This is a genomic window from Microbacterium enclense (assembly GCF_001456955.1).
Taxonomy (GTDB): Bacteria; Actinomycetota; Actinomycetes; order Actinomycetales; family Microbacteriaceae; genus Microbacterium; species Microbacterium enclense.
Genome location: NZ_KQ758468.1, coordinates 24,888 through 50,950 on the forward strand (window position 1 = coordinate 24,888; position 26,063 = coordinate 50,950).

A 26,063-nucleotide genomic window follows, 5' to 3' on the forward strand; every position below is an offset into this window, starting at 1 on the left:
AGACAGCGGCATCCGAACTATCCGGCGACCCCCACCGCGTGAACGCGGTGTTCACGAACTCGTCATATTCGCGGCGTGTTAACGACCCTCGGGGCTGTCGGGGCGTCGTACGGTGATGACATCGGACACGGAGTCCGATCGAGTCGGCCTTCGGATTGCGACTCGTGACCCACAGGTCGACTCGTGACAACCGGGTGTTCCACCCGGGTCGGGAGTGGGTTGTGACTGCACGAGCACCGTACGACCAGCGTCACGTCGTCGAGAGCACCGAGTCCGAAGCCGGCGTCGATCAGGCGTTGCGCACGTACGTCCTGGACACCTCTGTCCTTCTGAGCGACCCCCGGGCGTTCTTCCGGTTCGCGGAGAACTCGGTGGTGATCCCCGTCGTGGTGATCATGGAGCTGGAGGGCAAGCGCCACGACCCCGAGATCGGGTACTTCGCCCGCCAGGCCCTGCGGCACCTCGACGAACTCCGTGTCGAGCACGGTCGACTCGATTTCCCGGTCCCCGTCGGAAACGACGGCACCCTGCGCGTCGAACTCAACAACACCGACCCCGGCGTCCTGCCGTCGGGCATGCGCACGGGCGGAAACGACAGCCGTATCCTCGCCGTCGCGATGAACATCGCGAAGGACGGCGCCGAGGTCACCGTGGTCTCGAAGGACCTCCCGATGCGCGTGAAGGCGGCATCCCTGGGTCTGAACACCGAGGAGTACCTCGCCGAGCAGGCGATGGACTCGGGGTGGACCGGCATCGCCACCATCGACGTCTCGGGCGACGACCTCGCCGACCTCTACGAGACCGAGGTCGCGGTGAGCGACGCGGTCGCGGGGATGCCGGTCAACACGGGCCTCGTCATCCACTCCGAGCGCGGATCGGCTCTCGGCCGGGTGACCGGCAAGGGGCAGTTCCGGCTCGTTCGGGGCGACCGCGAGGCCTTCGGCCTGCACGGGCGATCGGCGGAGCAGCGCATCGCCCTCGATCTGCTGCTCGACCCCGAGGTGGGCATCGTCTCGCTCGGCGGCCGGGCCGGTACCGGCAAGTCGGCGCTCGCCCTGTGCGCCGCCCTCGAGGCGGTGCTGGAGCGCCAGCAGCAGAAGAAGATCATCGTGTTCCGGCCCTTGTTCGCCGTCGGCGGGCAAGAGCTGGGCTACCTCCCCGGTGACCAGGCCGAGAAGATGGGCCCCTGGGGTCAGGCCGTCTTCGACACCCTCGGTTCGGTCGTCTCGGGCAACGTACTCGAAGAGGTGCTGGCGCGCGGCATGCTCGAGGTGCTGCCGCTCACGCACATCCGCGGCCGGTCGCTGCATGACGCGTTCGTCATCGTCGACGAGGCCCAGTCGCTGGAGCGCAACGTGCTGCTCACCGTGCTGAGCCGTATCGGCCAGAACTCCCGGGTGGTGCTGACCCACGACGTCGGGCAGCGCGACAACCTGCGCGTCGGTCGCCACGACGGCGTCGCTTCGGTGATCGAGACGCTGAAGGGGCACGGCCTGTTCGGCCACGTCACCCTGACGCGGTCCGAGCGTTCCGCGATCGCGGCGCTCGTCACCGAACTGCTGGAGGCCGGCGAACTGTCGTGAGGCGCGGTCGATGAAGGGCCGGGATGCCATGGCATCCCGGCCCTTCTGCGTTCGCCGCGGCCGCTCGCGCCGGTCGACATGAGAGCTTTCTCATGTTCGGCTCCCCGGCTTCTCACAATGGACCGCCATTGTTGATCATGTCGACGAGGGAGACCTCGTCACCGCCTCGGCGGTTCCCCCATGGAAACAAGAGAACACGTCGCGCGCAGGTCACCGCTCTTCGGGTGAGCGGAAGACCACCGGACGCGTCCCTCCGAAAAACCCCCGGTTCCCCCCGCCGGGGGTTTTTCGGGTTTCCCCGGTTGGGCCTCACTCCCAGCGGTATCCGGCGCCGCGGACCGTGACGATGTGGCCGGGGCCGACCTTGGCGCGGAGGTACCGCACGTACACGTCGACGACGTTCGACGACGGGTCGAAGTCCATGCCCCAGACGCGGCTGAGCAGCTGCTCGCGGCTGAGCACCTGACCGGCGTGACGGAGGAACTCCTCGGCCAGCGCGAACTCGCGGGCGCTGAGGTCGATCTCGCGGGTGCCGACGGTGGCGCGCCTCGCGAGCACGTCGAGCGAGACGTCGCCGTGGCCGATCGTCATCGTGCCGACGGTGACGGGCTCGCGCAGACGCGAGCGCACGCGGGCGAGCAGTTCGTCGAACTTGAACGGCTTCGCGACGTAATCGTTGGCGCCGGCGTCGAGCCCGTCGACGGTGTCGCGGGTGCTCGTGCGGGCCGTCAGCATGATGACCGGAAGGTTCGATCCCTGACCGCGGAGGCTGCGCAGCACCTCGAAGCCGTCGAGCGAGGGGAGCCCCACATCGAGCAGAACCAGGTCGACCTCGCCCGAGAGGGCGGTGTCGAGGGCGTCGGCGCCGTCGTCGACGATCACGGTCTGATAGCCGGCGGACTCCAGGCCCTTCGCCACGAAGGAGGAGATGCGCTCCTCGTCTTCGGCGATGAGGATGCGGGTCATCCGGTGGCCTCTCTCTGCATGACGACATCGCCGGCGCGCACGGGCGTCGGCAGGCGGGCGGGGGACTGGGCACTGGTGAGGGGGATGTGCAGTGTCAGGGTGGCCCCGCCGCCGGGAGTGTCGGAGATCGAGCAGTGGCCGTCGTGCGCCTTGGCAATGGCATCCACGATCGACAGGCCGAGGCCCGACCCCTCCACGCCGCGCCGCGTCGAGAGGCGGTCGAAGCGGCGGAACACCCGGTGACGCGCGGCCGGCGGGATGCCCGGACCGTGATCGCGTACCCACAGCTGAGCGGTGCTGTCGTCGGCCGTGCTGCCGATCTCGATCGGGCTGGAGTCGGGGGTGTACTTCGCGGCGTTGTCGGCGAGCTGCACCCAGGCCTGGACCAGGCGGTCGGCATCGCCGCGGATGCGCACGCGCGCACGTTGCTCGACGGTCCACGTGTGCCCCGGGATCGCTCCGGCGAGCTCGGCGACCCGGTCGGTGAGCGCGCCCACGTCGATCACGGCGGCCGAGAGCGCACCCGACTCGATATCGGCGAGGGCGTCGATGTCGTCGACGAGCCGTGACAGGCGGTCGAGTTCGGCGATGCCGAGGTCGCGCGTCTCGGCGACGTCGTGCGGGTCGGCCGGGTCCATCATCTCGAGGTGCCCCCGGACGATCGTGATGGGTGTCTTGAGCTCGTGACGGACGTCGTCGAGGAGCTGACGCTGGGCGTCGACCGACATCGCGAGACGGTCGAGCATGGAGTTCACCGAGGTCGTGAGATCGGAGATCTCGTCGTTGCCGTGCGCCCGCAGGCGGGTACCGAGGTCGTCGATCGTGATCGCGTCAGCAGTGGCCCGCAGACGGCGCAGCGGCGAGAACAGCCGCCCCGTGACGAAGTAGCCGGCGACGCCGATGAGGATGAGCACGCCCAGAGCGGTGACCCCGTAGGTGACGCTGGAGAGCGCGACGAGCTCCATGCGCTGGTCGACGGAGATGACCTGCACGATCGCTCCGCCACGCCCCTCGACCGCGGCGTACAGCACCGGTCCCTGGTCGCTGTCGAGCCGCCCCCGCAGGCGTCCGTCGGCGATCGCCTGGGCGAGGGACGCCACGAGCTCGGCGTCGTCGGCCAGTCGAAGTCCCGGAGGCGACGGCGTGCCGGCGAGCACCTGCGTGCCGGCGAGGGCGAGGGTGCCGTCGGTGCGGCCCGGGATCACGGTTGCGGCGAGGTCGGCGGCATCCTGACTGCTCGTCGACGCCGTCGCGACGAAGCCGTCGAGCTGACGCTCGGCGTTCGCGATCACGCGGTCGCTCTGCACGAGGAACGTCACACCGCCGGCGAGGATCATGCCGAGCAACACGACGCCGAGGATCGCGCCGAGGAGTCGCACGCGCGTCGAGACGGGTCTCGTCGTGCGGCTCATCCTCTGATTATGGCGCGCCTCGGCGTCGTGGACGGTCGTCGCGGTACTCAGCCCGGGTGGGTCATCGACAGCAGGTCGAGCTTGGCGTCGAGCACCTCTTCGGTGATCTCGCCGCGCTCGACGTAGCCGAGGTCGATGACGGCCTCGCGCACGGTGATGCCCTTGGCGACCGAGTGCTTGGCGATCTTCGCCGCGGCCTCGTAGCCGATGACCTTGTTCAGCGGGGTGACGATCGAGGGCGACATGCCCGCGAACGCCTCGGCGCGCGAGACATTGGCCTCGAGCCCGTCGATGGTCTTGTCGGCGAGCACCCGCATGGCGTTCGACAGCAGGCGGATCGACTCCAGCAGGGCCGTGCCCATGACGGGGATCGCGACGTTCAGCTCGAACGAGCCGGATGCGCCCGCCCAGGCGACGGTGGCGTCGTTGCCGATCACGCGCGCGCACACCATGAGGGTCGCCTCGGGCACGACGGGGTTGACCTTGCCGGGCATGATCGAGGATCCGGGCTGCAGATCGGGGATGTGCAGCTCGCCGAGACCGGTGTTGGGGCCTGAACCCATCCAGCGGATGTCGTTGTTGATCTTGGTCAGCGAGACCGCGATGGTGCGGAGGGCACCGGAGGCCTCGACGAGTCCGTCGCGGTTCGCCTGCGCTTCGAAGTGGTCCTTCGCCTCGGTGATGGGCAGCTCGGTCTCGGCCGCGAGCAGCTCGATCACTTTCTGCGGGAAGCCGAGCGGGGTGTTGATGCCGGTGCCGACCGCGGTGCCGCCGAGGGGCACCTCGCCGACGCGAGGCAGGGTGGCCTCGACGCGCTCGATGCCGAGGCGCATCTGACGGGCGTAGCCGCCGAACTCCTGGCCGAGGGTGACCGGGGTGGCATCCATGAGGTGGGTGCGGCCGGACTTCACGATGCCCTTCCACGCCTCGGCCTTGGCCTCGAGGGCGGTGGCCAGGTGCTCGAGTGCCGGGACGAGGTCGGTGATGAGGGCCTGCGTCACGGCGATGTGCACCGAGGTGGGGAAGACGTCGTTCGAGGACTGCGAGGCGTTGACGTGATCGTTCGGGTGGACTGGCGAACCGAGGATGCCGGTCGCGAGCGTCGCGAGCACCTCGTTCATGTTCATGTTCGACGAGGTGCCGCTGCCGGTCTGGTACGTGTCGACGGGGAAGTGCGCGTCGTGACGCCCGGTGACCACCTCGTCGGCGGCCTGCGCGATGGCATCGGCGATCTGGGCGTCGAGGGTGCCGAGCTCTTTGTTGGCGAGCGCGGCGGCCTTCTTGATGCGCGCGAGGGCGGCGATCTGCGTCGACTCGAGTCCGGACCCGGAGATGGGGAAGTTCTCGACCGCGCGCTGCGTCTGCGCGGCGTAGAGGGCGTCCTTGGGCACCTGCACCTCACCCATGGTGTCGTGTTCGATGCGGTACTCGATGTCGGTCACGTCGTCGTTCCTCCAGGTCTGTCGTTCGGTGGTTCTCAGCTGTGGACGGCTTCGACGCGCGCGTCGTCGACGTCGCCCACGATGACGACGGGGAAGGCTTCTCCCTCGTCGAGTCGGTAGTTGGCGCCCACGACGGCGGTGCGACCGTCGGCCACGGCCTCGCTGATGAGCTCGGAGGCGCGCAGCAACTCGCCCACGGTGTGGCGCAGGTGCTCGCGGCCGACCTGTTCGGGGTCGACCCGCTCGGGCAGGTGGCCGTCGACGGCGCTCGCGCGCTGCACGCGGCGAACCGCGGGGACGATCGGGGCGATCTGGCGCCAGATGTAGGCCGGGAGGGTGGGGGCATCGAGGCCGGTGCTGTCGATGGCGGCACCCACGGCCCCGCACGCGTCGTGCGCGAGGACGACGATGAGCGGCACCTCGAGCACGCCCACGGCGTATTCGAGGCTGCCGATCACGGAGTCGGAGATGACCTGACCGGCGTTTCGCACGACGAACAGATCACCGAGGCCCTCGTCGAAGATGATCTCGGCGGCGAGTCGCGAGTCGGAGCAGCCGAACAGCGCCGCGGTGGGGTGCTGCGAGCTGGCGAGCTCGGCGCGACGCTCCACGTCTTGACGGGGGTGGGCGGGCTGACCGGCGACGAAGCGCTGGTTTCCTTCCACCATCTGCTGCCACACCTGACGGGGGGTCATGCGCTCGCTCACGGGACCTCTCTCAACTGCTCGATCTGAGTGGTGACGGACGCGGCCGCGAGGGCCGCCGTCTCGGGTGCCGCGTCGCCGTAGACGAGCACGTAGTCGGGGCCGGCGGCGGTGGCCAGCGCATAGTCGATGTTGCCCGTGCCCGAGGGGTTCGACGGACGGTAGATGTTCCAGGTGACGCCGTCTATCTCGGTGGTCTCGGTGCTGCGGGTGCCGTCGAGCACCTGCCCCACCCACGCCTCGTCGGCATCGAACCCCTGCGCGACGCGGAGGAAGCCGGACTCGCCCGAACGGACGTAGACCATCGTCCACGCCTCGGTGCCGCCGACGCCCTCGGTGGTCGCGAGGTTGACGCGCCACCCCTCGCCGAGCGACGGCGTGAGCACGGGGCGCCCGCGCTCGACCTGCAGATCGGCGGCCAGCGCGGCGACGTCGGGTTCGGGCCGCGGAGCCGGTTCGCCGCGGGGGACGGCGGCCACGACCACGAACACGACGGCGATCGTGACGAGCATCGCCGCCATGAGGTTGCGGAACGTCTTGCTCGAGCGGTACCGCCGAGAGAACTCGGCCTTGCGGTCGGCCGTCTCTTGCGGGGTCTCGGGGCGACCGAGGTGGGCGACGACGCGGGCCATCAGGAGTCTCCCTCGCCGCGGGCGGCATCGAGCCGGCGCTTCGCGCCGAGCAGCCACTCTTCGCAGCGGGCGTAGAGCTTCTCACCGCGCTCCCACAGGGCCAGCGACTCCTCGAGCGTCGGTGCGCCCTGCTCGAGCTCGGCGACGACGCGGACGAGCTCGTCGCGGGCCTGCTCGAACGAGAGGGACGCGACGTCGGCGGACGGGCCGGGTGTCGTCGCGGTCATGGCATCCATTCTAGGCGCGACCCTCCGACACTCCGTCGCCGGGTGCTTCGTCGTCGAGCGGTCGATCCGCGGATGCCGCGGAGTCGGAGCGGTCCGCCGGAGCGCGGCCGGCCGTGGCCTTCCCGTGCGGAACCGCGTCGGGAACACCGCCCTCCGACCGTGCGGCCACCGTGCCCTCTTCGACGGTGAGGCGGAGGGCGGTGCCGGCCGGGGCCTGCGACGCGTCGCGCACGACCGAGCCGTCGGGCAGCTGCGCGATGGCGTATCCGCGGGCGAGGGTCGCCAGCGGTGAGAGGGCGCGAAGCCCCGCGCCGAGCTCGCTCGCGCGGCGCCGCTCGCCCTCGATGCGGCGGTCGACGATGTCGCGGCCGCGGTTCGACAGCATCCACAGCTCCTGCGCCCGAGAGGTGAGCATCGAGTGCGGGGTGCGCAGCGCCGGGCGCGAGCGGATCTGCTCGAGCTGGGCGATGTCGTGGAGCACCCGCTGCGTGAGGCGCCCCGTCAACCGCGCCCGCAGCTGTGCGACCAGCGCCCGCTGCTCGCTCACGTCGGGCACCACGCGCTTGGCCGCATCGGTGGGGGTGGAGGCGCGCACGTCGGCGACCTCGTCGAGGAGGGGCCGGTCGTTCTCGTGCCCGATGGCGCTGACGATCGGCGTGGAGGCGGCGGCGACGGCGCGGAGCAGGCGCTCGTCGCTGAAGCCGAGCAGCGTCTGCGGATCGCCGCCGCCGCGCGCGATGACGATCACGTCGACCTCGGGGTCGGCATCGAGGATCTTCAGTGCCGCGAGCGTCTCGGGAACGCACCGGTCGCCCTGGACGGCGGCGTGCTGGGTGCGGAAACGCACCCGGGGCCAGCGCAGCTCGGCGTTGCGGTGCACGTCTTTCTCGGCGTCGGAGTTCTCACCCGTGATGAGACCGATGCAGTGGGGGAGGAAGGGCAGCTTCTTCTTGCGGACGGGGTCGAACAGGCCCTCCGAACGCAACTGCACGCGCAAGCGCTCGAGGCGTTCGAGCTGTTCGCCCAGGCCCACGTGGCGCATCGCCGAGATCGAGAACGAGAAGTCGCCCGTGCGCGGGAAGTAGTCGGCCTTGACGCACGCGATGACGTGGTCGCCGACCTTGAGGTCTTTCGGCAGGCGGTTCAGCGTGCTCGACCAGATGCGGAACGCCACCGTCGACTCGGTGCCGAGGTCTTTCAGACGGCCGAAGACGTTGCCGCCGCGGCGGTTGAACGAGGTGATCTCGCCCTCGACCCAGACCGATCCCCAACGCTCGATGAAGCCCCGGATCGTGTCGTTCAGGCGCGAGACCGAGGTGGGTGCGTCGGTGCGCGAGTCGCGGGGGTGGACGCTGTCGGCCGGCGGCGCTTGGCCCGCGATCGTCTCGGGCTGGAACGAGGTCATGGTCTCCGAAGGGTCGAGGTGCGCGGTTCGGCCGGCGTCCAGGGGCACCCCGGTAGAATCGAGGGGTGAGCTCACCTGCCGTCCACCTGCCCGTTCCCCGTATCCCGGGTCGACGCGGGCGGCTCCAGGATATCCCCGTCACCGGACACAAGAAGGTGCTGCTGGCCGCGCCCCGCGGTTACTGCGCCGGTGTCGACCGCGCCGTGATCGCCGTCGAGAAGGCGCTCGAGCGCTACGGCGCGCCGGTGTACGTGCGCAAGCAGATCGTGCACAACATCCACGTCGTCACCGAGCTCGAGAAGAAGGGCGCGATCTTCGTCGAGGAGGTCGACGAGGTTCCCGCGGGAGCGCACGTCGTCTTCAGCGCGCACGGGGTGTCGCCGGCGGTCGTGTCCGCGGCATCCGATCGCGGACTGCAGGCGATCGATGCGACCTGTCCGCTCGTCACGAAGGTGCACCGCGAGGCCGTGCGCTTCGCCCGCGACGACTTCGAGATCCTGCTGATCGGCCACGAGGGCCATGAAGAGGTCGAGGGAACGGCCGGCGAGGCCCCCGAGCACGTCACCGTCGTCAACTCGCCCGACCACGCCGACACCATCGAGGTGCGCGACCCGTCGAAGGTCGTGTGGCTGTCGCAGACCACCCTCTCGGTCGACGAGACCATGGAGACGGTGCGTCGTCTGCGCGAGCGCTTCCCGCAGCTGCAGGACCCGCCCTCCGACGACATCTGCTACGCCACGCAGAACCGCCAGGTCGCCATCAAGAAGGTGGCCGTCGGCGCCGATCTGGTGATCGTCGTGGGTTCGGCGAACTCCTCGAACAGCGTGCGGCTCGTCGAGGTCGCCCTCGAACACGGTGCCAAGGCCGCCTACCGCGTCGACTACGTCGACGAGGTCAAGCAGGAGTGGCTCGAGGGCGTCGAGACGGTGGGCGTCACCAGCGGCGCATCGGTGCCCGAGGTGCTCGTCACCGAGGTGCTCGAGGAGCTCGCCGGAGCCGGCTACCGCGACGTCGAAGAAGTGCGCACCGCCGAGGAGGACCTGATCTTCTCGCTCCCCAAGGAACTGCGTCAGGATGCCAGTGGCAAGCGCGACAGCCGCGCCCTCGGCGGGCGGGGCCGGGCGTGAGCGACGGATCGACCGGCAACGGCGAGGCTCGTCCGCGCCCGCAGTACGGCGAGTACGCCACACCCGAGGAGCAGCGTGCGCGCATCCAGCGACCCGAGGTGACCGAGGCGCTCGACGCCGGAGTCGCGCCGCAGCCCGAACGGCCCGCGCCCGCCCCGGTCGACGCCGCACGCCCGGGAGGGCTGCGCGGACCCCTCTGGGACCGCATCATCACGGGCGGTCTGCTCGCCTACGGACTCGTGTCGACGGTGTCGACCATCGTGCAGCTGCTGGACTTCCCCCGCTACGCCGAATCCGCTGCGAACGTGCTGGGCGTCGACGCCACGTACACCAACCTGCAGGGCGGTTACGTGTGGGGCGCGGCGGCCGCGCTGGTCTACGGCATCGGTTGGTTGCTGACCGCCCTGCTCACGTGGCGACGTCTCAAGCGCGGCAAGATCGCCTTCTGGATCCCGATCGCCGGCTTCGTCGCCACCGCCCTCGTCGCCGGCGTCTGCGTGACCCTGGCCCTAGTGGGCGACCAGCAGTTCATGACCGCGATCATCGGCAGCGTTCCGAACTGAACCGGGTGGGCCGCCATCCCGTGTTCTCCTGAGACGGTTCTCGGACACGGGGAGGGGGCATGGTGCGCGACGAGCACACGCAGCTGACGGCGCTGTACGACGCCCACGCTGTCGCCGTGTGGCGTTACGTCGTCAGCCTCACCGGCGATCATGCCGGCGCCGACGACGTGGTGCAGGAGACGCTGCTGCGCGCGTGGCGCACGCCGCGCGTCATGAGCGACGATCCCGCCTCGCTGCGATCGTGGATGTACACCGTCGCGCGCAACATCGTCATCGACGAGGCGCGCAGCGCTCGCCGCCGTCACGAGCTTCCCGTCGACGAAGTGCCCGACCGGGTGCGCGACGACGACACGGATGCCATGTTCGACGCGCTGCTGGTCGAGGAGGCGCTCGCAACCCTCACCCCCGACCACCGCGCCGTCATCGTCAGCGCCTACTACGGCGGGCGCAGTGTGGCGCAGGCTGCCGAGGAGCTCGGCATCCCCGCCGGCACCGTGAAATCGCGGCTGCACTATGCGGTGCGGGCTCTGCGGCTCGCCTTGCAGGAGAGAGGGGTGACCCGATGAGCACCGACCACGAACGCCTTTCGACCTCGGACGGCGCCTACGTGCTCGGGGCGCTCGGCCCGGCCGATCGGGCCGAGTTCGAAGCCCACCTCGCGGTCTGCGCCGAGTGCCGTGCCGCGGTCGCGGAGCTGGCGCCGACCGCGGGTCTGCTGTCGCGCCTGTCGGGCGAGCGCGCGAGGGCGATCGGCGCCGATTCCGGCTCGGCCTCTGCGCCCGCGATCGACCCCGCGCTGCGGGAACGCGTGGTGCGTGCCGCGCGTCGCCGCCGGGCTCGCCGCGTCACGGCGTGGACGCTCGCGGCATCCGTTGCCCTGATCGCCGTCGCCGTGCCGAGCGTCATCGCGGTGAACGGCGCGTCGCAGGCGCCGGGGGCCGTCTATGCCCTCGACGACGTCGGCGGTGCGCCCCTGGAAGCATCGGTCAAGCTCACGTCGGTGCCGTGGGGGACGCGCATCGATCTCGTGTGCCAGTACACCGGGCAGGTGCTCGACGCGCCGCCCGGCGGCTGGCCCTACGCCCTGGCGGTCACCGACGACACGGGTTCGACGAGTGTGCTGTCGACGTGGCGCGCGGGGCCCGGGTCGACGACCGAGCTCAGCGCCGGCACCGATCTGGCCGCGGCGGACATCGACGTGGTCGAGATCCGCACGGTCGACGGTGATCGTGTCGTCATGCGGCGGACGTTCGACTCGCCGTAGGGCCGGCGCTCACGCCGGGGGAGCCGCTGGTGGGTCCGCCGGGGTTCGCGCCGTCGATGTGCGACGACCGCGGTGTCAGGGCTCCGACGCGCCGGTGGTCGGGACGCCCGCGAGCACGCTCTAGCATCGTCGCATGCCTCATCTCGTCGCCGTCTGCGCCGTTCACACCCTGCATCCGGATGCCGGATCGGTCGGCGTGACCGCCATCGACAAGCGCCCGATCGAGGGTGCTGTCCGGGTCGGCAAACTCGGCGTGCGAGCTGACGTGCAGGCGAGTCGCAAGCACCACGGCGGTCCGGACAAGGCGGTCTACGCCTACGCCCACGAGGACGCCGCATTCTGGGAGGGCGAGCTCGGCCGCGAGCTGCCCTCGGGGTGGTTCGGCGAGAATCTGCGCGTCGAGGGCCTCGACGTCAACGGCGCGCGCATCGGCGAGGTGTGGCGCATCGGCGACACCGTCGAGGTCGAGGTGACGATGCCCCGCACCCCGTGTGCGACGTTCGCGCGCTGGGTGGGCGGTGCCGCGGGTCGGGGATGGGTGAAGCGTTTCTCCGACGAGGGGCGCCTGGGCGCCTACCTGCGCGTTCGCCGGGCCGGCGAGGTGCGCGCGGGGGATGCCATCGAGGTGGTGTCGTCGCCGGAGGGCGCGCAGACGGTGTTGGAGATGTACCGCGGCTGATCGTCGGCTGCGTGCCTCCCTGGGCGTGCGCAACGGCGGATGTTCCGGTCGACACGCCGTTGTCACGGCCCGGCGTGCGGCATGTCGCTCAGCGACCCCGCCGATGTGCTCGGGCCGAGAGCGTTCGTCGGCGCCTGGACGTGGCATCCGGAAACGACGAACGCCCCGGCCGAGGGCCGGGGCGTTCGCGCAGGAGCGGATGATCAGCTCTTCGACTGGCCGTAGGAGCCGAGCTGCTTCGTGGCCTCGACCACGCGCACGGCCATCGCCGACTCGGCGACCTTGCCCCAGGCGCGGGGATCGTACTGCTTCTTGTTGCCGACCTCACCGTCGAGCTTCAGCACGCCCTCGTAGTTCGAGAACATGTAGCCCGCGATGGAGCGCGTGAAGGCGTACTGGGTGTCGGTGTCGATGTTCATCTTCACGACGCCGTTGGCGACGGCGAGGGCGATCTCGTCGTCGGTCGAGCCGCTGCCGCCGTGGAAGACGAGGTCGAGGGGCTTGGGGCCGGTGCCGAACTTCGCGGCGATGCCCTCCTGGATCTCGCCGAGCAGCTCGGGGCGGAGCTTGACGCCACCGGGCTTGTAGACGCCGTGCACGTTGCCGAAGGTGAGGGCCGAGATGTAGCGGCCGTTCTCGCCGAGGCCGAGGCGCTCGACGGCCTTGGTGACGTCGGCGACGGTCGTGTAGAGGGCGTCGTTCGAGCCCTCGTGCTGAACGCCGTCTTCTTCGCCGCCGACCACGCCGACCTCGATCTCGAGGATGGCGTTGATGTTCTTCATGCGGGGGAGAAGCTCGGCCGCGATGTCGATGTTCTCGTCGAGGGGAACGGCCGAGCCGTCCCACATGTGCGACTGGAAGATGGGGTTGCGCCCGGCCTTGACCTCTTCTTCGGAAGCCTCGAGCAGGGGCAGGACGAAGCCGGGGAGGGCGTCCTTGGGGCAGTGGTCGGTGTGGAGGGCGACCGTGATGGGGTAGTTCTTGGCCACCTCGGTGACGTACTTCGCGAAGGCGAGCGCGCCGGTGGCGCGGGCCTTGACGGTGTGGCCGGCGAAGTAGTCGGCGCCGCCGGTGGTGACCTGCAGGATGCCGTCGGAGCCGGCTTCGGTCAGGCCCTGGAGCACCGAGTTGATGGTCTGCGAGCTCGAGACGTTGATCGCGGGGTACGCGAAGCTGCCGGCCTTGGCGCGGTCGAGCATGTCGGCGTACTGCTCAGGAGTGGCGACGGGCATGGAGGTGCTCCTTGGTGTTGTCGGGACAACGTCAGCCTAGCGAAGGCGTCGGATCGTGACAGCGCGGGCGCGACAGGAACCGGGCAGTTCTGCCGTTTCGGTAAAAAGCGTGATTCCTTCGCTTCGCAGCGGGGCAAAACAGGCGATTGTCGCCGCATCCCTGGCTACAGTGGCCCCATGGTGAGCCTGACTGCCGACATGAGCCCTTTGCACCCCGACCGCAACCTGGCTCTGGAGTTGGTGAGGGCGACGGAGGCGGCATCCATCCGCGCCGTCCCCTTCATCGGACGAGGCGACAAGGAGGCCGCGGACGGTGCCGCGGTCGACGCGATGCGCGCCTTCTTCAGCACCGTGAACTTCGACGGCACGATCGTGATCGGCGAGGGCGAGAAGGACAACGCCCCGATGCTCTACAACGGTGAGCGCGTCGGCAGCGGCCGCGGCCCGCAGTGCGACGTGGCCGTCGACCCCATCGACGGCACTTCGCTGACCGCCGCTGGACGCCAGAACGCGCTGTCGGTCATCGCCGTCTCGGATCAGGGGTCGATGCTCGACGCGTCGAGCGTGTTCTACATGGACAAGCTGGTGACGGGTCCCGCTGGTGTCGGTGTGGTCGACATCCGCCTGCCCATCGGCGAGAACATCCGCCTGCTGGCGAAGGCCCTCGGCAAGCCCGTCGACGAGATCGTCGTCTCGGTGCTGAACCGTCCGCGTCACGAGCAGCTCGTCGCCGACATCCGCGAGGCCGGTGCCGGTACCCGCCTGATGAGCGACGGCGACGTCGCCGGCGGTATCAATGCGGCTCGCCACAACGCTCGCACCGACATGTGCGTCGGTATCGGCGGGAGCCCCGAGGGCATCGTCACCGCCTGTGCGATCAAGGCGCTCGGCGGGCACATCCAGGGAGTCCTGGCACCGCGCACCGACGACGAGAAGGAGAAGGGCCGGGATGCCGGACTCCAGGTCGACGGTGAGGTCTACGAGGCCGACGGGCTGGTGAAGGGCAAGAACACGATCTTCGTCGCCACGGGCGTGACCGACGGACAGCTCGTGCAGGGTGTTCGTCGCGAAGGCGACTTCCTCTACACCGAGAGCGTGGTGCTGCGCGGAGCGTCGGGCACGCTGCGCCGCATCTCGTCGGAGCACCTGACCTCGAAGTGGCTGTGACGCCTCTTCGGTAGGCGGCGCGGTGCCGACGTGCGGGTGTCGCGGGGCGTCTGAGCCGAGGAGCGCGGTGCGCAGGTTTCGGAGCGTGCAGATACAGCCGGGCGTGTCGTGACGCAAGCGTGACCGGTCGCCCAGCGGGACTCTGGCAGAATCGTTTCCGGTGTCAACGGTGACGCTGTGTTCTTCCGAGACCCGAAGGGGGATCGTCCGTGACTACAGCTCCGACGAACCAGACCGCACCTCAGACAGGTGCTCAGGCGGTCATCGCCAGCGCCGTCGACCCGGCCCGCCGCCCCGATGTTCTGCTGCGCGTTCGCCGCGCAGAAGGCCACGAGGTCAGCGCGTGGTGGATGGTCGGCGCCTTCGTCGGCGTCTCCGCCGCCGTCATCAGCCTGCTGAGCTGGGTGCCCGGCGGCGCCTGAGCCGGCCCTTCACGCGTCGTCGGAGCGCTCTGCCTCCGCCCATCCGGCACGCTCGCGCACGGCGCCGAGGTCTGCACCTGCATGCGGCGCGGGGGTGGTGTCGTCGGCTGTCGTGAGCGCCGTCGACGGGGGCACCGGGCTGAGCTCGAGCATCTCGGGAGCCGTCCACCGACGCGGCGCGGCATCGAGCGGGGCGGGGGCCGCCAGCGCATCGAGCTTCGTCTCGTCGATCCCGGGGAACTTGCGTGCCGTGACGAGGACGCGCGTCTCGAGGGATCCGGCGAACTTGTTGTAGCTGTCGACGGTTCGCTCGATGGCTCGGCGCAGGTCGCCCGCGTGGCCGGCGAGCACGCCGACGCGGTCGTAGAGCTCGGTGCCGAGGGCGAAGAGGGTGCGTGCCTCGTCGGAGACGTCTTGCTGGGTCCACGTGAAGGCGACGGTCTTCAGCACGGCCCACAGATTGACGGGTGAGGCGAGTGCCACGCGCCGCGTGAAGGCGTATTCGAGGAGCGTCGGGTCTTCGTCGAGTGCGGACGCCAGCAGGGACTCGCTCGGCAGGAAGCAGACGACGAACTCCGGACTCGTGGTGAGCCCGGCCCAATAGGCCTTCTTCGCCAGCGCATCGACATGGGCGCGGACGGCGCGCGCGTGCTTCGTCATGAGCGCGGAGCGCCGGGCCCCCTCATCGCCGGTGGCGGTCACCGGGATGGCGCTCGCCTGCAGATACGCGTCGAGGGGGACCTTGGCATCCACGGCCAGAGCTTTGCCGCCGGGCAGGCGCACCACCATGTCGGGGCGGCCCGCGCCGGCATCGCTCGAGATCGCCGTCTGCAGGTCGAAGTCGACGTAGCGGGTGAGGCCGGCCGCCTCGACGACGCGTCGCAGCTGCGTCTCTCCCCAGACGCCGCGCGTGGCCCCCGAGCGCATGGCCGATGCAAGCGATTCGGTGGTGGCGCGGAGGGCCTCGTCGGCTTCGCGCGACTGCCGCAGCTGCTCGCCCAGCGCCGAATATTGTTCGACGCGGTCGCGCTCGAGGTCGGCGACCTTGCGCTGCATCGCGTCGAGCGTCTCGCGGACCGGGTCGAGCGCGCGCAGCACCGTCTGGTCGCGGCGTTCTCGTTCTTCACGCGCGGCCTGATCGGCCCGCGACTGACCAGCCAGCTCGCGATAGAGCGCGACCTGGTGGTCGAGCTGGGCCTCGACACCGGCGCGTGCCGTCTCGGCCGCGGCGGCGCGGGACGCGAGCGTCTGCTGCTCGACCGCGGCGCGCACGGTGGCCCGCGACGACCCGACGAACCAGCCGACGGCGACCCCGACGGCGAGGGCGACGATCACGAGGAGGAGGGCGATGGCATCCATGGGCTCAGCATGCAGCACACCTCCGACATCGGCGGGATGACGCCGCCGAACGGCTCAGGCGACGGCGCGCTCCACCGGCTCCGACGCGATCTGCGACACCCGCACGCCGAGGTGCGCGGCGAGATCGTGCACGTCGTCGACGCCCGCGCGCCGGGCGCAATCGATGGTGATCTCGGCGCAGGCCACCGCGTCGGCGAGCGCGTCGTGGTGCGCGAAGGGGGAGCATCCGGCCTCGGCGGCGACCAGCGGCAGGCGATAGGACGCGAGAGCGTAGGTCTTGCGCGACATCTGCACGCTGCAGAGATAGCGGTAGGGCGGGCACTCGTCGCCGGTTGCCGCACACGCGCGGCGCAGCACCGACATGTCGAACCCGGCGTTGTGGGCGACCAGCACATCGGCGCCGGCGAACGCGGTCAGGCGTGCGAGCTGCTCGCTCCACGAGGGCGCGTTCGCGACGTGGGACGGCTGGATGCCGTGGATGCCGACGTTGATCGGCGCGAACTGGTCGTGTCCGGTCGGGGGCTTGATGAGCCAGGCGGCGGTGGCGACGACGCGGCCGTTGCGCACCCGGGCGAGGCCGACCGCGCAGGCGGAGGCGCCGCTGGAGTTCGCCGTTTCGAAGTCGATCGCGGTGAAGTCCAGTGCCACGCCTCCACCCTCACCCGCCGAGGCGGCGAGACGGTGAGGCGCGCCGGTGTCCGTGGCATCCATCGTCACCATCGAGGCCGCCGCGGGCCGATCAAGGCCGGTGCGGGGGCGGGTCGATGTCGCCGGGGGCGGCGTAGGGTCGGCGCATGACCGATCGCGAGAAGTCGACCTCGTTCGGGCAGGCGGCCTCCGCCTACGAGTCCGGGCGTCCGGGGTATCCCGCCGGGGCCGTGGCCTGGCTGCTCGAGCAGGTGCGCGAACCCGGCCGTGCCGTGCGCGTCGCCGATGTCGGCGCGGGGACCGGCAAGCTCACCCGCACCGTCGTCGAGCTGGGCGCCGAGGTGGTGGCCATCGATCCGGATGCCGACATGCTCACGACCCTGCGCGAGAACGTGCGCGGCGTGCCGACTTTCGCGGGAACGGCCGAGCACCTGCCTTTGCCGGATGCCGGCCTCGACGCCGTCGTCATGGGGCAGGCATGGCACTGGGTCGACGTCGAGCCGGGGTCGCGCGAGATCGGACGGGTGCTGCGCAGCGGGGGAGCGCTCGGGCTGATCTGGAACATCCGCGACGACGGCGTCGAGTGGGTGCGGCGGCTCACCGCGGCGATGGGCGGCTCGAACGCCGAGGTGCTCCTCGCCACGACGGGGCCGCGCGTCGCCGAGCCGTTCGGCGAGTTGGAGCACCGGGAGTGGCGATGGGAACGACGGATCACCCTGCCCCAGCTGCGCGACCTCGTCGTCTCGCGCAGCGACATCATCACGGCGAGCCCCGAGGAGCGCGCGCGCATCGACGCGGCGGTCGACGGCGTCATGGCATCCCTTCCCGAACTCGCCGACGGAGGGTCGGTCGCGCTGCCGTACGTCACCCACGCGTTCCGTGCGCGACGGCCGTGACGCGGTGAGGGTCGTCCGGGCGGGGTAACCTGGACTCCCGTGGCTCTTACCATCGGAATCGTCGGCCTTCCCAACGTCGGCAAGTCGACCCTCTTCAACGCCCTGACCAAGAACTCGGTGCTCGCCGCGAACTACCCGTTCGCCACCATCGAGCCCAACGTCGGGGTCGTGAACCTTCCCGATGCGCGCCTGCAGCAGCTCGCCGACGTGTTCGGCAGCGAGCGTCTCGTGCCCGCGGCGGTGTCGTTCGTCGACATCGCCGGTATCGTCCGCGGCGCGAGCGAGGGCGAGGGGCTCGGCAACCAGTTCCTTGCGAACATCCGTGAAGCGGATGCCATCGCGCAGGTCGTCCGCGGATTCGCCGACGACGACGTGGTTCACGTCGACGGCGCGGTGAACCCCGCCAGCGACATGGAGACCATCAACGCCGAGCTGCAGCTCGCCGACCTCCAGACGCTCGAGAAGGCGATCACCCGCTACGAGAAGGAGGTCAAGGGCAAGAAGCTCGACCCCTCGGTGCTGGATGCCGCCAAGGCGGCGCAGGATGCTCTGCAGCGCGGCGTGCTGCTCTCGGCATCCGGTCTCGACCTCTCACCCATCCGCGAGCTGGGTCTGCTGACCGCGAAGCCCTTCATCTTCGTCTTCAACGTCGACGAGGCCGTGCTGACCGATCAAACGAAGAAAGACGAGCTCGCGGCGCTCGTCGCGCCCGCGAAGGCGGTGTTCCTGGATGCCAAGATCGAGTCGGAGCTGATCGACCTCGACCCCGAGGATGCCGCCGAGCTGCTGGCATCCACGGGTCAGGACGAGTCGGGCCTCGACCAGCTCGCCCGCATCGGCTTCGATACCCTGGGCCTCCAGACCTACCTGACCGCCGGTCCGAAGGAAGCTCGCGCCTGGACGATCCCGCAGGGCGCGAAGGCGCCGCAGGCGGCCGGTGTCATCCACACCGACTTCGAGAAGGGCTTCATCAAGGCCGAGGTCATCTCGTTCGCCGACCTGGTGGAGCTCGGCTCGGTCGCCGAGGCCCGCTCGAAGGGCAAGGCCCGCCTCGAGGGCAAGGACTACGTCATGCAGGACGGCGACGTGGTGGAGTTCCGCTTCAACAACTGAGCCGTTCCGCGTCGAGCCGCCGCTCAGTAGTGATAGCGGGCCTGCAGGATCGTCACGCGCAGATCGTCGGCGATGTACACGAGGCGGTGGGCCTCATCGATACGACGTGACCATGCTCCCGCCAGCGCGTGCTTCAGCGGCTCGGGCTTGCCGATCCCCTCGAACGGATCGCCGTGGAGAACGTCTGCGATCAGCTGGTTGATCCTCCGGAGTGTCTTCCTGTCTTGCGTCTGCCAGTACAGGTAGTCGTCCCAGGCTTCCTGCGTCCACGAGGGCGCTCGATCGCTCACGGCTCGAGAAGCTCGTGCTCGCTGACGTCTCCCTCTCGCGCGCTGTGCAGGGAGTTCAAGAGGCGACGCGCGTTCTCCGGCGAGCGGAGCAGATAGCTCGTTTCGACGAGTGAGTCGTACTCGTCTTTCGACATGAGGACGGCAGACCCTCGCTTGGAGGTGATCTCGATCTCCGAATGGTCGAGGTTCACCCGTTCGATGAGCCCGAAGAGATCGCGGCGCGCTTCGCTCGTGGTGATAGCCATAAGCATCCTCTCACTCGTACCGGAAATGGTACTACTGGCAGAATGCTGAGGCTCGAAGTGCAGGCGCTCTCGCGACCGTGACGACTCAGATCGCTCTGCCGTTGCGCGTGCTCCTCGCGGATCGCCGCGCCTGCAGCGTGCAGCGCAGCTCCCACACTGCCGCGAGTCCCACCGCCAGAGTGATCACGAGCGCGATGCCCCACTGCAGCGGCGTGAGGGCGAAGAGGGGCGCGGCGACGAACGTCAGGATGACGCCGCCCACGAACAGCGCGGCGAAGACGAGGCAGAACGCCAGGTGCGTGCCGAACGAACGAGGCGGAGGCGTCGGGGTCACAGCGAAAAGGCTATCGCCCGTGCCGCCGCTAGGGTCGGCAGCATGAGCGAGCAGCCGCGTGAACGTGTCGGCGACCTGCGGGCCTTCGCCGCGACGAACGGGTGGCTCTACGAGCCCACGGCTGACCCGCCGGCCCTGTCGGGGGACCTCTGGGCGAACGTCACCGCGGGGACCGTGCACGACCGCGTGTCCGGCGACGGCTGGGAAGCCGGTCGCATCGTCGGCGGGTCGCGCACCGCGGAGCGGGTACACCGCAGCGGTGGCGTCACGATCACCACCCGCGTCTGAGGCAGGTGAAGCGTGACGGCGCGTCAACCCAGCTCGGTCGGGTGCGTCAGACGCCACCACAGGGTCGGTTCGTCGATCTCGCCGGAGATCCTCACCTCGGATGACGCCGTCTGCGGGCCCGCGGTCCACGTCACCGTGCCGACGACCTCGCCGTCGGCGTAGTCCTGCGGCGTCGACGTGACGAGATCCACCGTGACGGGGGTGTCGGACCAGGTGCGCAGCGCGGTCGTCTTCGCCAGCACGAGTGACGCGGTGGACCCCCACGGGGTGGAGATCGTGCCGATGTCGTCGCCGACGGTTCCCAGGCTGACGTCGTGGAACCCGTCTTGCAGGCTCTGCAGCAGCCGCGCCACGTCGCTGTCGGTGCTGTCGTGCGTCGCACCGCCCAGCCGGACGCCGATGATGTTCAGAGGGGACCCGATTCCGACGTCGAGCGTCGAGGTGAAGAGCAGGTTGAAGGTGCCGTCGCCGAGGTTGCCGGTCTTCATCCCCGTGATGCCGAGCGTGCCCAGCAGGTCGTTGGTGTTGGTGACGTAACCGGCCCCCTCGACGCTGATCGAGGGCGTCCGCACGATCGACGCGATGACCGGATTCGCCGCGGCGATGCGGCCGAGGGCGACCAGATCGCTCGGCGTGCTCGTGTTGCGGTCGTCGATGCCCGTGGCATCCACGATCCGCGTGTCGTTCAGACCGTTCGCGCTCAGCCACGACCGCGCCGCCTGCACGTACGCGCTCTCGGAACCGAACGCCCAGCGGGCGTTGGCCACGGCGTAGTTCGCCGCCGAGGGCAGCAGCATCGTCGCGAGCGAGTCGTGCAGCGACAGGCGCAGCCCGTCGGGCATCTTCGCGATGACCGCGCCCTGCACGTAGAACTGGTCGTAGAGGTCGGTGTCGGCCTCGGTGAAGGCGATCGTGGGCCCCGGGTCGCCGGGGCCGTCGAGCGGGTGGGCATCGAGCACGACGAGCGCGGTGATCAGCTTGGCGATGCTCGCGATGGGGCGCGCATCGTCACCACCCGACGAGGCGAAGGAGCCCGCGGCATCCGGGCCCAGGTAGGCCTCGCCGCCCTCGACGCTCATCAGCATCTCCCCGTCGCCGGGAAGGACGAGGGATGCCGCCGGCCCCGCGGCCGCGACCGGTGCCTGCGAGGTGACGCTCGGGGCCGGCAGGGGGGCCGAGGACGCCCACCAGACGTATCCGCCGCTGCCGCCGAGCACGAGGAACGTGACCACGAGGAAGACGATGAGAGCGATGCGGCCGGCCCGACCGTTGCTCTGCGGCTCGCGGGGCGCATCGTCGAGCAGGTCGTGGAAGTCGGCGAGGGAGCTCATGCGGAGGCCTGCGAGCGGACGGGGAGGGAAGCAGACGAGGCGCGCACACCTCGAACCTAACCCGCGACCGTGCCTCACGCCGAGCAGAAATTCAAGCCCCCCGCCGCGCTCGGACGCCCGACCTAGCGTTGGAGCCATCGGGAGATACCCGAGGACCACACGGGAGGAGCCGCCATGGGACTCGACGACAAGATCAAGAACGCCGCTGAAGACATCGCCGGCAAGGCGAAGGAAGCGTTCGGCAAGGGCACCGACAACGAGCGCCTCGAAGCCGAAGGTCAGGCCGACCAGAGCAAGGCTCACGTCAAGCAGGCCGGCGAGAACGTCAAGGACGCCTTCAAGTAAGTCGCCCTCCCTGAATGCCCCGACCGTCCGCGGTCGGGGCATTCGTCGTCTCGCGGCGGCCGATCGGGGTCCGGATGCCGTGGGCTTGTTGCCGAGACCGCGATAATGGCGTCATGACCACTGTCGTTCCCACCGAGACGCCCACGCTCGTCTCGGGCACCCCCGTCGTCCTGCGTGCCCACGGCTACGAAGCCGCCATCGCGAGTGTCGGCGCCTCCCTCCGCTCGCTGACCTTCGAGGGTCGCGATCTCGTCGTCCCGTTCGACGCCGACGAACTGCGTCCCGCCTACCGCGGCACGACGCTCGCGCCCTGGCCGAATCGCATCGTCGACGGCATCCACCGCTTCGACGGCGTCGAGCACCAGCTCGCGTTGACCGAGCCGAACCGCGGGCACGCGCTCCACGGGCTGCTCTCGTGGGCGGATTGGAACGTCACCGATGCGTCGGACGATGCGGTGACTCTCGCGGCGACCGTCACGGCGCAGGCGGGGTACCCCTGGTGGCTCGTCGTCTCGACCACCTACCGCCTCGGCACCGACGGTCTCACGCAGACCGTGCGCGCGACGAACCTGTCGGACACGCCGGCACCGTGGGGCACCGGCCCGCACCCGTACCTCGTCGCGGGCCCGGCGACCCTGGACGAATGGAGCCTGATCCTGCCGGCCGACACCGTGCTCGAGGTGACGCCCGACCGGCTGTCGCCGGTGGCCCTGGCATCCGTCGCCGTCGACGCCGAACGCTTCGACTTCCGCGACGAGCGGGTGCTCGGTGCGGTCGAGATCGACCACGCGTACACCGGTCTGATCCGGGATGCCGACGGCCGCGCGAGCGTCGTCGTCACCGATCCGTCGGGCACGGGGGTGGCGATGAGCTGGGCGGGCGAGTGCGCCTGGGTGCAGATCCACACCGCCGACCTGCCGGCGGGGCCCGGGACGCCCGGGCACCGCGCCGGTCTTGCCGTGGAGCCGATGACCTGCGCGCCCGACGCCTTCAACGACGACGCCTACGACTTCGACACGGGCGTGGTGTCGCTCGACCCGGGCGCGTCGCACGAGGCCGGGTGGACGATCTCGGCGCGCTGAGACCTCCCAACGACAGAACCGCCCCGGGGTGACCCCCGGGGCGGTTCTGTCGTGTCGGCGGCGTCAGACGACCTGCGCGCCGCACATGCCGCAGTCGCCGTGGACGGACACCTCGACGAAGCAGTCGGGGCACATCGTCCGCGTCGGACGATCGGTGATCGGCGTGGGCTTGGGCGAGGTGGTGCGACGTTGCGCGCGAGGCGCCGCAGCGGCCCGGGCGCGGGCGCTCGCGACGGGCGCGGCGGCAGGCGGGGGAGCGGCCGCCGGCTTGTGCGCCTCGCAGTAGAAGCGCACGAAACCGCCGTGATGCTTGGGATGGCGGTGCTTGACCGCCCAGAGCTCGGTGCGCTCGTACAGCGGGCCATCGGCGCCGCAGGCGACGCAGCGGGTGGCGTCGCCCGGTACGACGTCGGCGACCAGGACGGGGGCGTCGAAGCGGATGGCATCGCGCCAGTCCTGCGACGAGACGATCTTCATGTGGGGGACCTCTCTTCGGCGGTTCGGGCCGCCTCACCCTCAACGGTACGCTCCTCCCCACCCCCGCGGGACGCGGATCGTGCGTGCAGAGGGTGGACAGGGCCGCGGGGCCCCCCGTTAGGTTGGGAGGAATTCCCCGCGCCGCCTGGCCGGTGCCTGTCGAAGGAGAAGCATGGAACTCGCCGCATTAGGAGCCGTCGGACTGATCGTCGCGATCGTGGTGGTGGTCGCGATCGTCGTGATCGCGGTGCTCGCCCTCGTCATCCGCGGGTGGTACCGCGTCGCGAAGGCCGACGAGGCCCTGGTCATCGTCGGTAAGCGGCAGAAGAGCGCCGACGGCGAGTCGTCGCGCATCACGGTCATCACCGGCGGCGGCGCCATCGTCAACCCGCTCACGCAGCGGGGCGAGATGATCTCGCTGCGGGCGCGCCAGATCAAGATGGAGCCGACCGCGCAGTCGTCGAACGGCGTGACCGTGAACGTCAGCGGTGTGGCGCTGGTGAAGATCGGCTCCGACCCCGAATCGGTGCGTCGCGCCGCCGAGCGCTTCGCCTCGCAGGACAAGGCGATCGAGCAGTTCACGACCGAGCAGCTCGAGGGTGCGCTGCGCGGCGTGGTCGCGACCCTCACGGTCGAGGAGCTCATGCGCGACCGGCAGCGTCTGTCGGATCAGATCGCCGAGGGCATCAAGGGCGACCTGTCGTCGCAGGGACTCATCCTCGACTCGTTCCAGATCCAGGGCGTCACCGACGGCAACGGCTACATTGCCGCACTCGGCGCCACCGAGGTCGAGCGCGTCAAGCGCGAGGCCGAGGTCGCCCGCATCAACGCGGTACGCGAAATCCGCGCTCGCCAGATCGCGACCGACGAGGCGAACCTCATCGAGCAGACCGCGCTCGACAAGAACAGCGCCGCGGCCAAGGCCGAGGTCGGCCGGGCCAACGCCGAGGCCGAGCAGGCCGAGGCGTTGACCCGCGCCGAGCGCCGTCAGGCCGTTCTGCAGCAGGAGGCGCAGAACACGCAGGCCCGCCTGGAGTCCGAGGTCTCCCGCGTCGCCGACGCCGACCTGTACCAGCGGCAGAAAGAGGCCGACGCCGAGGCCTACGCGCAGATCAAGGCGGCCCAGGCACGCGCCGAGATCGCCGAGCAGGAGGCCGCCGCCGTGCGCGTGCGTGCCGAAGCCGACGCGCAGGCCGTTCGCCTGGCCGGTGAAGCGCGGGCCGAGGCGATCCGTGCCGAGGCCGAGGCCCTGTCGCACAACCAGGAGGCCCTGCTCGCGCAGCGCGCTCTCGAGGCGCTCGTGCCGATGATGGCCGAGTTCGCCAAGGGCTACGACCGCGTGGGCAACATCACGGTGCTCGGCGGTGAGGGAGCCAGCGGTCATCTCGCGGCCGAGTCGGCCACCGGCCTGCGTTCGTCGTTCGAGGCCGTGCGCGCGGCCACCGGCATCGATCTGACGCAGATCATCCAGGGACGCGTCGTCGCCGACGCGTTCGCACAGGCGCAGAAGACGGGGGAGCCGGCGTCGACGCGTTCCTCCCCCGCTCCGACCACGCCGCCGACGTCGTCGGAGGCCTGATCGCGGTGGCCCGTGCCTGAGGCACCCGAGGTCGAGGCGCTCGCGTTGTTCCTGCGCGAGCGCCTGACCGGTCACGAGGTGACCGGCGTCGAACTGGTCGAGGGGCGGGCGCTGAAGACCCGCGCGCGCCCTCTCGACGAGCTGGTCGGCCGCACGGTGACCACTATCACGCGACACGGTAAGCACATCGACGTCGATCTCGACGGCGTGCACCTGGGGCTGGGCTTCGGCCGGGCCGGCTGGGCCACGTGGAACTCCGCGCCCGAGGCGGACGACGACACCGCGCCCGTCGCGGCCGTGATCGCCCGGTTCGCCTTCGCGCACGGCATCCTGGGCATCACCGACGCCGGGGAGTGGCTGTCCGTGCAGCTGCACGTCGTCGACGCGGCCGACGAAGTTCCCTCGGTCGCCAAGCTGGGACCGGATGCCGCCGACCCGGGCTACTCCCGCGACATGCTCGCCGCGGCGCTGGGACACCGGCGGAAGCAGCTCAAGGCGCTGCTGCAGGAGCAGGAGACCCTGGCGGGGATCGGCAACGCCTACTCCGACGAGATCCTCTTCGCCGCGCGGCTGTCGCCGACCGCGCACGCGGCGTCGCTGACGGACGATGACATCACCCGCCTGTGGAGCGCGCTGCACGACACCCTGACGTCGGCCGTCATCGCCCGGCGCGGAGTGCCGATCGCGGACCAGAAGGCCGCGAAGGTCGCGTCGATGCGCGTGCACGGACGCACGGGCGAGCCCTGCCCCGACTGCGACGGCCTGATCGAGGACATTCCCGGTACGAAGGGTGGCGGGCAGTGGTGCCCGTCGTGTCAGGGGCCTGCTGCCTGACCGGTAGCAGTGCGTGCGCCGGACAGGTGTTGCGCAATATGGTGAACGCGACGGCCCACCTCGCCAACCACCAGGAGCACCCATGACCGTTCAGCCGCCCGCCACCACCGATCCCGGCAAGACCCTCGGAATCGTCGGCCTCATCGCATCGATCCCGTTCAACGTGATCGGGCTCATCATCTCGATCGTCGCGCTCGTGCAGTCGAAGAAAGCCGGCTACCGGAACGCCCCGGCGGTCGTCGGCATCATCATCGGCGCCGTGCTGACGCTTGCGACCGTGGTCGTCATCATCGTGGTCATGGTGATCGCGTTCTCGTTCGTCGGCAACTGCGCCGAGCTCGGGCCCGGCATCCACGAGGTCAACGGCGTCGCGTACACCTGCAGCTGATCACGCACGACGAAGGGGCCGCGGACGAG

The 26,063-nt window shown here is 70.3% G+C and carries 31 protein-coding genes; 16 read left to right on the plus strand and 15 right to left on the minus strand.

Annotation, left to right across the window (positions count from 1 at the left end):
- Positions 1–221: 221 nt before the first annotated feature.
- The gene (locus AS029_RS03525; RefSeq protein WP_058231234.1) at positions 222–1,583 is read left to right on the plus strand and encodes an RNA 5'-3' helicase PhoH2; all 1,362 of its coding nucleotides are present in this window, start codon (positions 222–224) and stop codon (positions 1,581–1,583) included.
- A gap of 309 nt (positions 1,584–1,892) precedes the next feature.
- Here the strand turns inward: AS029_RS03525 and AS029_RS03530 are convergent, their stop codons facing one another.
- From AS029_RS03530 to xseA, 7 genes are read right to left on the minus strand one after another with little or no spacing between them, the layout of a single operon-like run.
- Positions 1,893–2,549: a response regulator transcription factor gene (locus tag AS029_RS03530; RefSeq protein WP_058231235.1), complete on the minus strand. Its 657-nt coding sequence runs from the start codon at positions 2,547–2,549 to the stop codon at positions 1,893–1,895.
- A complete protein-coding gene (locus AS029_RS03535; RefSeq protein ID WP_082642139.1) occupies positions 2,546–3,961 on the minus strand; it encodes a sensor histidine kinase in 1,416 nt (471 codons plus the stop codon). Before AS029_RS03535 ends, AS029_RS03530 begins: the two co-directional genes overlap by 4 nt.
- 47 nt (positions 3,962–4,008) lie before the next feature.
- The gene (locus AS029_RS03540; RefSeq protein WP_058231236.1) at positions 4,009–5,403 is read right to left on the minus strand and encodes a class II fumarate hydratase; all 1,395 of its coding nucleotides are present in this window, start codon (positions 5,401–5,403) and stop codon (positions 4,009–4,011) included.
- 35 nt (positions 5,404–5,438) lie between these two features.
- Positions 5,439–6,110, minus strand: coding sequence for a carbonic anhydrase (locus AS029_RS03545; protein WP_082642140.1), 672 nt, complete (start codon positions 6,108–6,110; stop codon positions 5,439–5,441).
- On the minus strand, positions 6,107–6,739 hold the full coding sequence (locus AS029_RS03550; RefSeq protein WP_058231237.1) for a DUF4245 family protein: 633 nt from the start codon (positions 6,737–6,739) through the stop codon (positions 6,107–6,109). The genes AS029_RS03545 and AS029_RS03550 overlap by 4 nt, the downstream gene beginning before the upstream one ends.
- Entirely contained in the window at positions 6,739–6,966 is a 228-nt protein-coding gene (locus tag AS029_RS03555; RefSeq protein ID WP_228375872.1) for an exodeoxyribonuclease VII small subunit, read from the minus strand. Before AS029_RS03555 ends, AS029_RS03550 begins: the two co-directional genes overlap by 1 nt.
- A 10-nt stretch (positions 6,967–6,976) precedes the next feature.
- On the minus strand, positions 6,977–8,371 hold the full coding sequence (gene xseA / locus AS029_RS03560) for an exodeoxyribonuclease VII large subunit (RefSeq protein ID WP_074615859.1): 1,395 nt from the start codon (positions 8,369–8,371) through the stop codon (positions 6,977–6,979).
- Between the two features lie 65 nt (positions 8,372–8,436).
- Between xseA and AS029_RS03565 the strand changes: the two genes are divergently transcribed.
- The 5 genes from AS029_RS03565 (at position 8,437) to AS029_RS03585 (ending at position 12,004) form a co-directional block, all read left to right on the plus strand.
- Positions 8,437–9,498: a 4-hydroxy-3-methylbut-2-enyl diphosphate reductase gene (locus AS029_RS03565; RefSeq protein ID WP_175456626.1), complete on the plus strand. Its 1,062-nt coding sequence runs from the start codon at positions 8,437–8,439 to the stop codon at positions 9,496–9,498.
- Positions 9,495–10,061 (plus strand): DUF6264 family protein, encoded by a 567-nt coding sequence (locus AS029_RS03570; protein ID WP_058231239.1) that lies wholly within the window; start codon positions 9,495–9,497, stop codon positions 10,059–10,061. Before AS029_RS03565 ends, AS029_RS03570 begins: the two co-directional genes overlap by 4 nt.
- A gap of 59 nt (positions 10,062–10,120) precedes the next feature.
- Complete coding sequence (locus AS029_RS03575; RefSeq protein WP_058231240.1) at positions 10,121–10,627, plus strand: sigma-70 family RNA polymerase sigma factor; 507 nt, start codon at positions 10,121–10,123, stop codon at positions 10,625–10,627.
- Entirely contained in the window at positions 10,624–11,325 is a 702-nt protein-coding gene (locus AS029_RS03580; protein WP_058231241.1) for a zf-HC2 domain-containing protein, read from the plus strand. Before AS029_RS03575 ends, AS029_RS03580 begins: the two co-directional genes overlap by 4 nt.
- 133 nt (positions 11,326–11,458) lie before the next feature.
- Complete coding sequence (locus AS029_RS03585; RefSeq protein WP_058231242.1) at positions 11,459–12,004, plus strand: MOSC domain-containing protein; 546 nt, start codon at positions 11,459–11,461, stop codon at positions 12,002–12,004.
- A gap of 203 nt (positions 12,005–12,207) precedes the next feature.
- On the opposite strand, the gene fbaA is transcribed toward AS029_RS03585, so the two are convergent.
- On the minus strand, positions 12,208–13,236 hold the full coding sequence (gene fbaA, locus AS029_RS03590) for a class II fructose-bisphosphate aldolase (protein WP_058231243.1): 1,029 nt from the start codon (positions 13,234–13,236) through the stop codon (positions 12,208–12,210).
- A 177-nt stretch (positions 13,237–13,413) separates the two neighbouring features.
- Between fbaA and glpX the strand changes: the two genes are divergently transcribed.
- Both glpX and AS029_RS03600 read left to right on the plus strand, forming a co-directional pair.
- Complete coding sequence (glpX, locus tag AS029_RS03595; RefSeq protein WP_058231244.1) at positions 13,414–14,403, plus strand: class II fructose-bisphosphatase; 990 nt, start codon at positions 13,414–13,416, stop codon at positions 14,401–14,403.
- Between the two features lie 209 nt (positions 14,404–14,612).
- Positions 14,613–14,825, plus strand: coding sequence for a hypothetical protein (locus tag AS029_RS03600; RefSeq protein ID WP_055953550.1), 213 nt, complete (start codon positions 14,613–14,615; stop codon positions 14,823–14,825).
- A gap of 9 nt (positions 14,826–14,834) precedes the next feature.
- Here the strand turns inward: AS029_RS03600 and AS029_RS03605 are convergent, their stop codons facing one another.
- Both AS029_RS03605 and AS029_RS03610 read right to left on the minus strand, forming a co-directional pair.
- Positions 14,835–16,184, minus strand: coding sequence for a DNA recombination protein RmuC (locus AS029_RS03605; protein ID WP_058231245.1), 1,350 nt, complete (start codon positions 16,182–16,184; stop codon positions 14,835–14,837).
- Positions 16,185–16,238: 54 nt separating this feature from the next.
- A complete protein-coding gene (locus AS029_RS03610; RefSeq protein WP_058231633.1) occupies positions 16,239–16,832 on the minus strand; it encodes a 3'-5' exonuclease in 594 nt (197 codons plus the stop codon).
- A gap of 146 nt (positions 16,833–16,978) precedes the next feature.
- Here AS029_RS03610 and AS029_RS03615 point away from each other — a divergent pair, with 146 nt between their 5' ends.
- Together AS029_RS03615 and ychF are read left to right on the plus strand one after the other, a co-directional pair.
- The gene (locus AS029_RS03615) at positions 16,979–17,728 is read left to right on the plus strand and encodes a class I SAM-dependent methyltransferase (protein ID WP_058231246.1); all 750 of its coding nucleotides are present in this window, start codon (positions 16,979–16,981) and stop codon (positions 17,726–17,728) included.
- Between the two features lie 39 nt (positions 17,729–17,767).
- Positions 17,768–18,841, plus strand: a complete 1,074-nt coding sequence (ychF, locus tag AS029_RS03620; RefSeq protein WP_058231247.1) for a redox-regulated ATPase YchF — start codon at positions 17,768–17,770, stop codon at positions 18,839–18,841.
- A gap of 23 nt (positions 18,842–18,864) precedes the next feature.
- Here the strand turns inward: ychF and AS029_RS03625 are convergent, their stop codons facing one another.
- From AS029_RS03625 to AS029_RS03635, 3 genes are all read right to left on the minus strand, one after another.
- A complete protein-coding gene (locus tag AS029_RS03625) occupies positions 18,865–19,131 on the minus strand; it encodes a Txe/YoeB family addiction module toxin (protein ID WP_058231248.1) in 267 nt (88 codons plus the stop codon).
- Positions 19,128–19,376 carry a type II toxin-antitoxin system Phd/YefM family antitoxin gene (locus AS029_RS03630; RefSeq protein WP_058231249.1) on the minus strand — a complete coding sequence of 83 codons (249 nt, stop codon included), beginning with the start codon at positions 19,374–19,376 and terminating at the stop codon, positions 19,128–19,130. Before AS029_RS03630 ends, AS029_RS03625 begins: the two co-directional genes overlap by 4 nt.
- Positions 19,377–19,461: 85 nt before the next feature.
- Entirely contained in the window at positions 19,462–19,710 is a 249-nt protein-coding gene (locus AS029_RS03635; RefSeq protein WP_058231250.1) for a hypothetical protein, read from the minus strand.
- Between the two features lie 42 nt (positions 19,711–19,752).
- On the opposite strand from AS029_RS03635, the gene AS029_RS03640 reads away from it, so the two are divergent.
- Positions 19,753–19,998, plus strand: coding sequence for a hypothetical protein (locus tag AS029_RS03640; protein ID WP_058231251.1), 246 nt, complete (start codon positions 19,753–19,755; stop codon positions 19,996–19,998).
- A gap of 23 nt (positions 19,999–20,021) precedes the next feature.
- Here the strand turns inward: AS029_RS03640 and AS029_RS03645 are convergent, their stop codons facing one another.
- A complete protein-coding gene (locus AS029_RS03645; RefSeq protein ID WP_058231252.1) occupies positions 20,022–21,329 on the minus strand; it encodes a D-alanyl-D-alanine carboxypeptidase family protein in 1,308 nt (435 codons plus the stop codon).
- Between the two features lie 174 nt (positions 21,330–21,503).
- Between AS029_RS03645 and AS029_RS16815 the strand changes: the two genes are divergently transcribed.
- Complete coding sequence (locus AS029_RS16815) at positions 21,504–21,674, plus strand: CsbD family protein (RefSeq protein WP_074615838.1); 171 nt, start codon at positions 21,504–21,506, stop codon at positions 21,672–21,674.
- A 113-nt stretch (positions 21,675–21,787) separates the two neighbouring features.
- Positions 21,788–22,756 (plus strand): aldose 1-epimerase family protein, encoded by a 969-nt coding sequence (locus AS029_RS03650; RefSeq protein ID WP_058231253.1) that lies wholly within the window; start codon positions 21,788–21,790, stop codon positions 22,754–22,756.
- A 63-nt stretch (positions 22,757–22,819) separates the two neighbouring features.
- On the opposite strand, the gene AS029_RS03655 is transcribed toward AS029_RS03650, so the two are convergent.
- Positions 22,820–23,233 (minus strand): hypothetical protein, encoded by a 414-nt coding sequence (locus AS029_RS03655; protein WP_058231254.1) that lies wholly within the window; start codon positions 23,231–23,233, stop codon positions 22,820–22,822.
- Between the two features lie 172 nt (positions 23,234–23,405).
- Here AS029_RS03655 and AS029_RS03660 point away from each other — a divergent pair, with 172 nt between their 5' ends.
- The 3 genes from AS029_RS03660 to AS029_RS03670 all read left to right on the plus strand — a co-directional run bounded on the left by AS029_RS03660 (position 23,406) and on the right by AS029_RS03670 (position 26,034).
- Entirely contained in the window at positions 23,406–24,812 is a 1,407-nt protein-coding gene (locus AS029_RS03660; protein WP_058231255.1) for a flotillin family protein, read from the plus strand.
- Between the two features lie 12 nt (positions 24,813–24,824).
- Positions 24,825–25,646 carry a DNA-formamidopyrimidine glycosylase family protein gene (locus AS029_RS03665; protein ID WP_058231256.1) on the plus strand — a complete coding sequence of 274 codons (822 nt, stop codon included), beginning with the start codon at positions 24,825–24,827 and terminating at the stop codon, positions 25,644–25,646.
- An 82-nt stretch (positions 25,647–25,728) separates the two neighbouring features.
- Positions 25,729–26,034, plus strand: coding sequence for a DUF4190 domain-containing protein (locus AS029_RS03670; protein WP_058231257.1), 306 nt, complete (start codon positions 25,729–25,731; stop codon positions 26,032–26,034).
- Positions 26,035–26,063 lie beyond the last annotated feature (29 nt).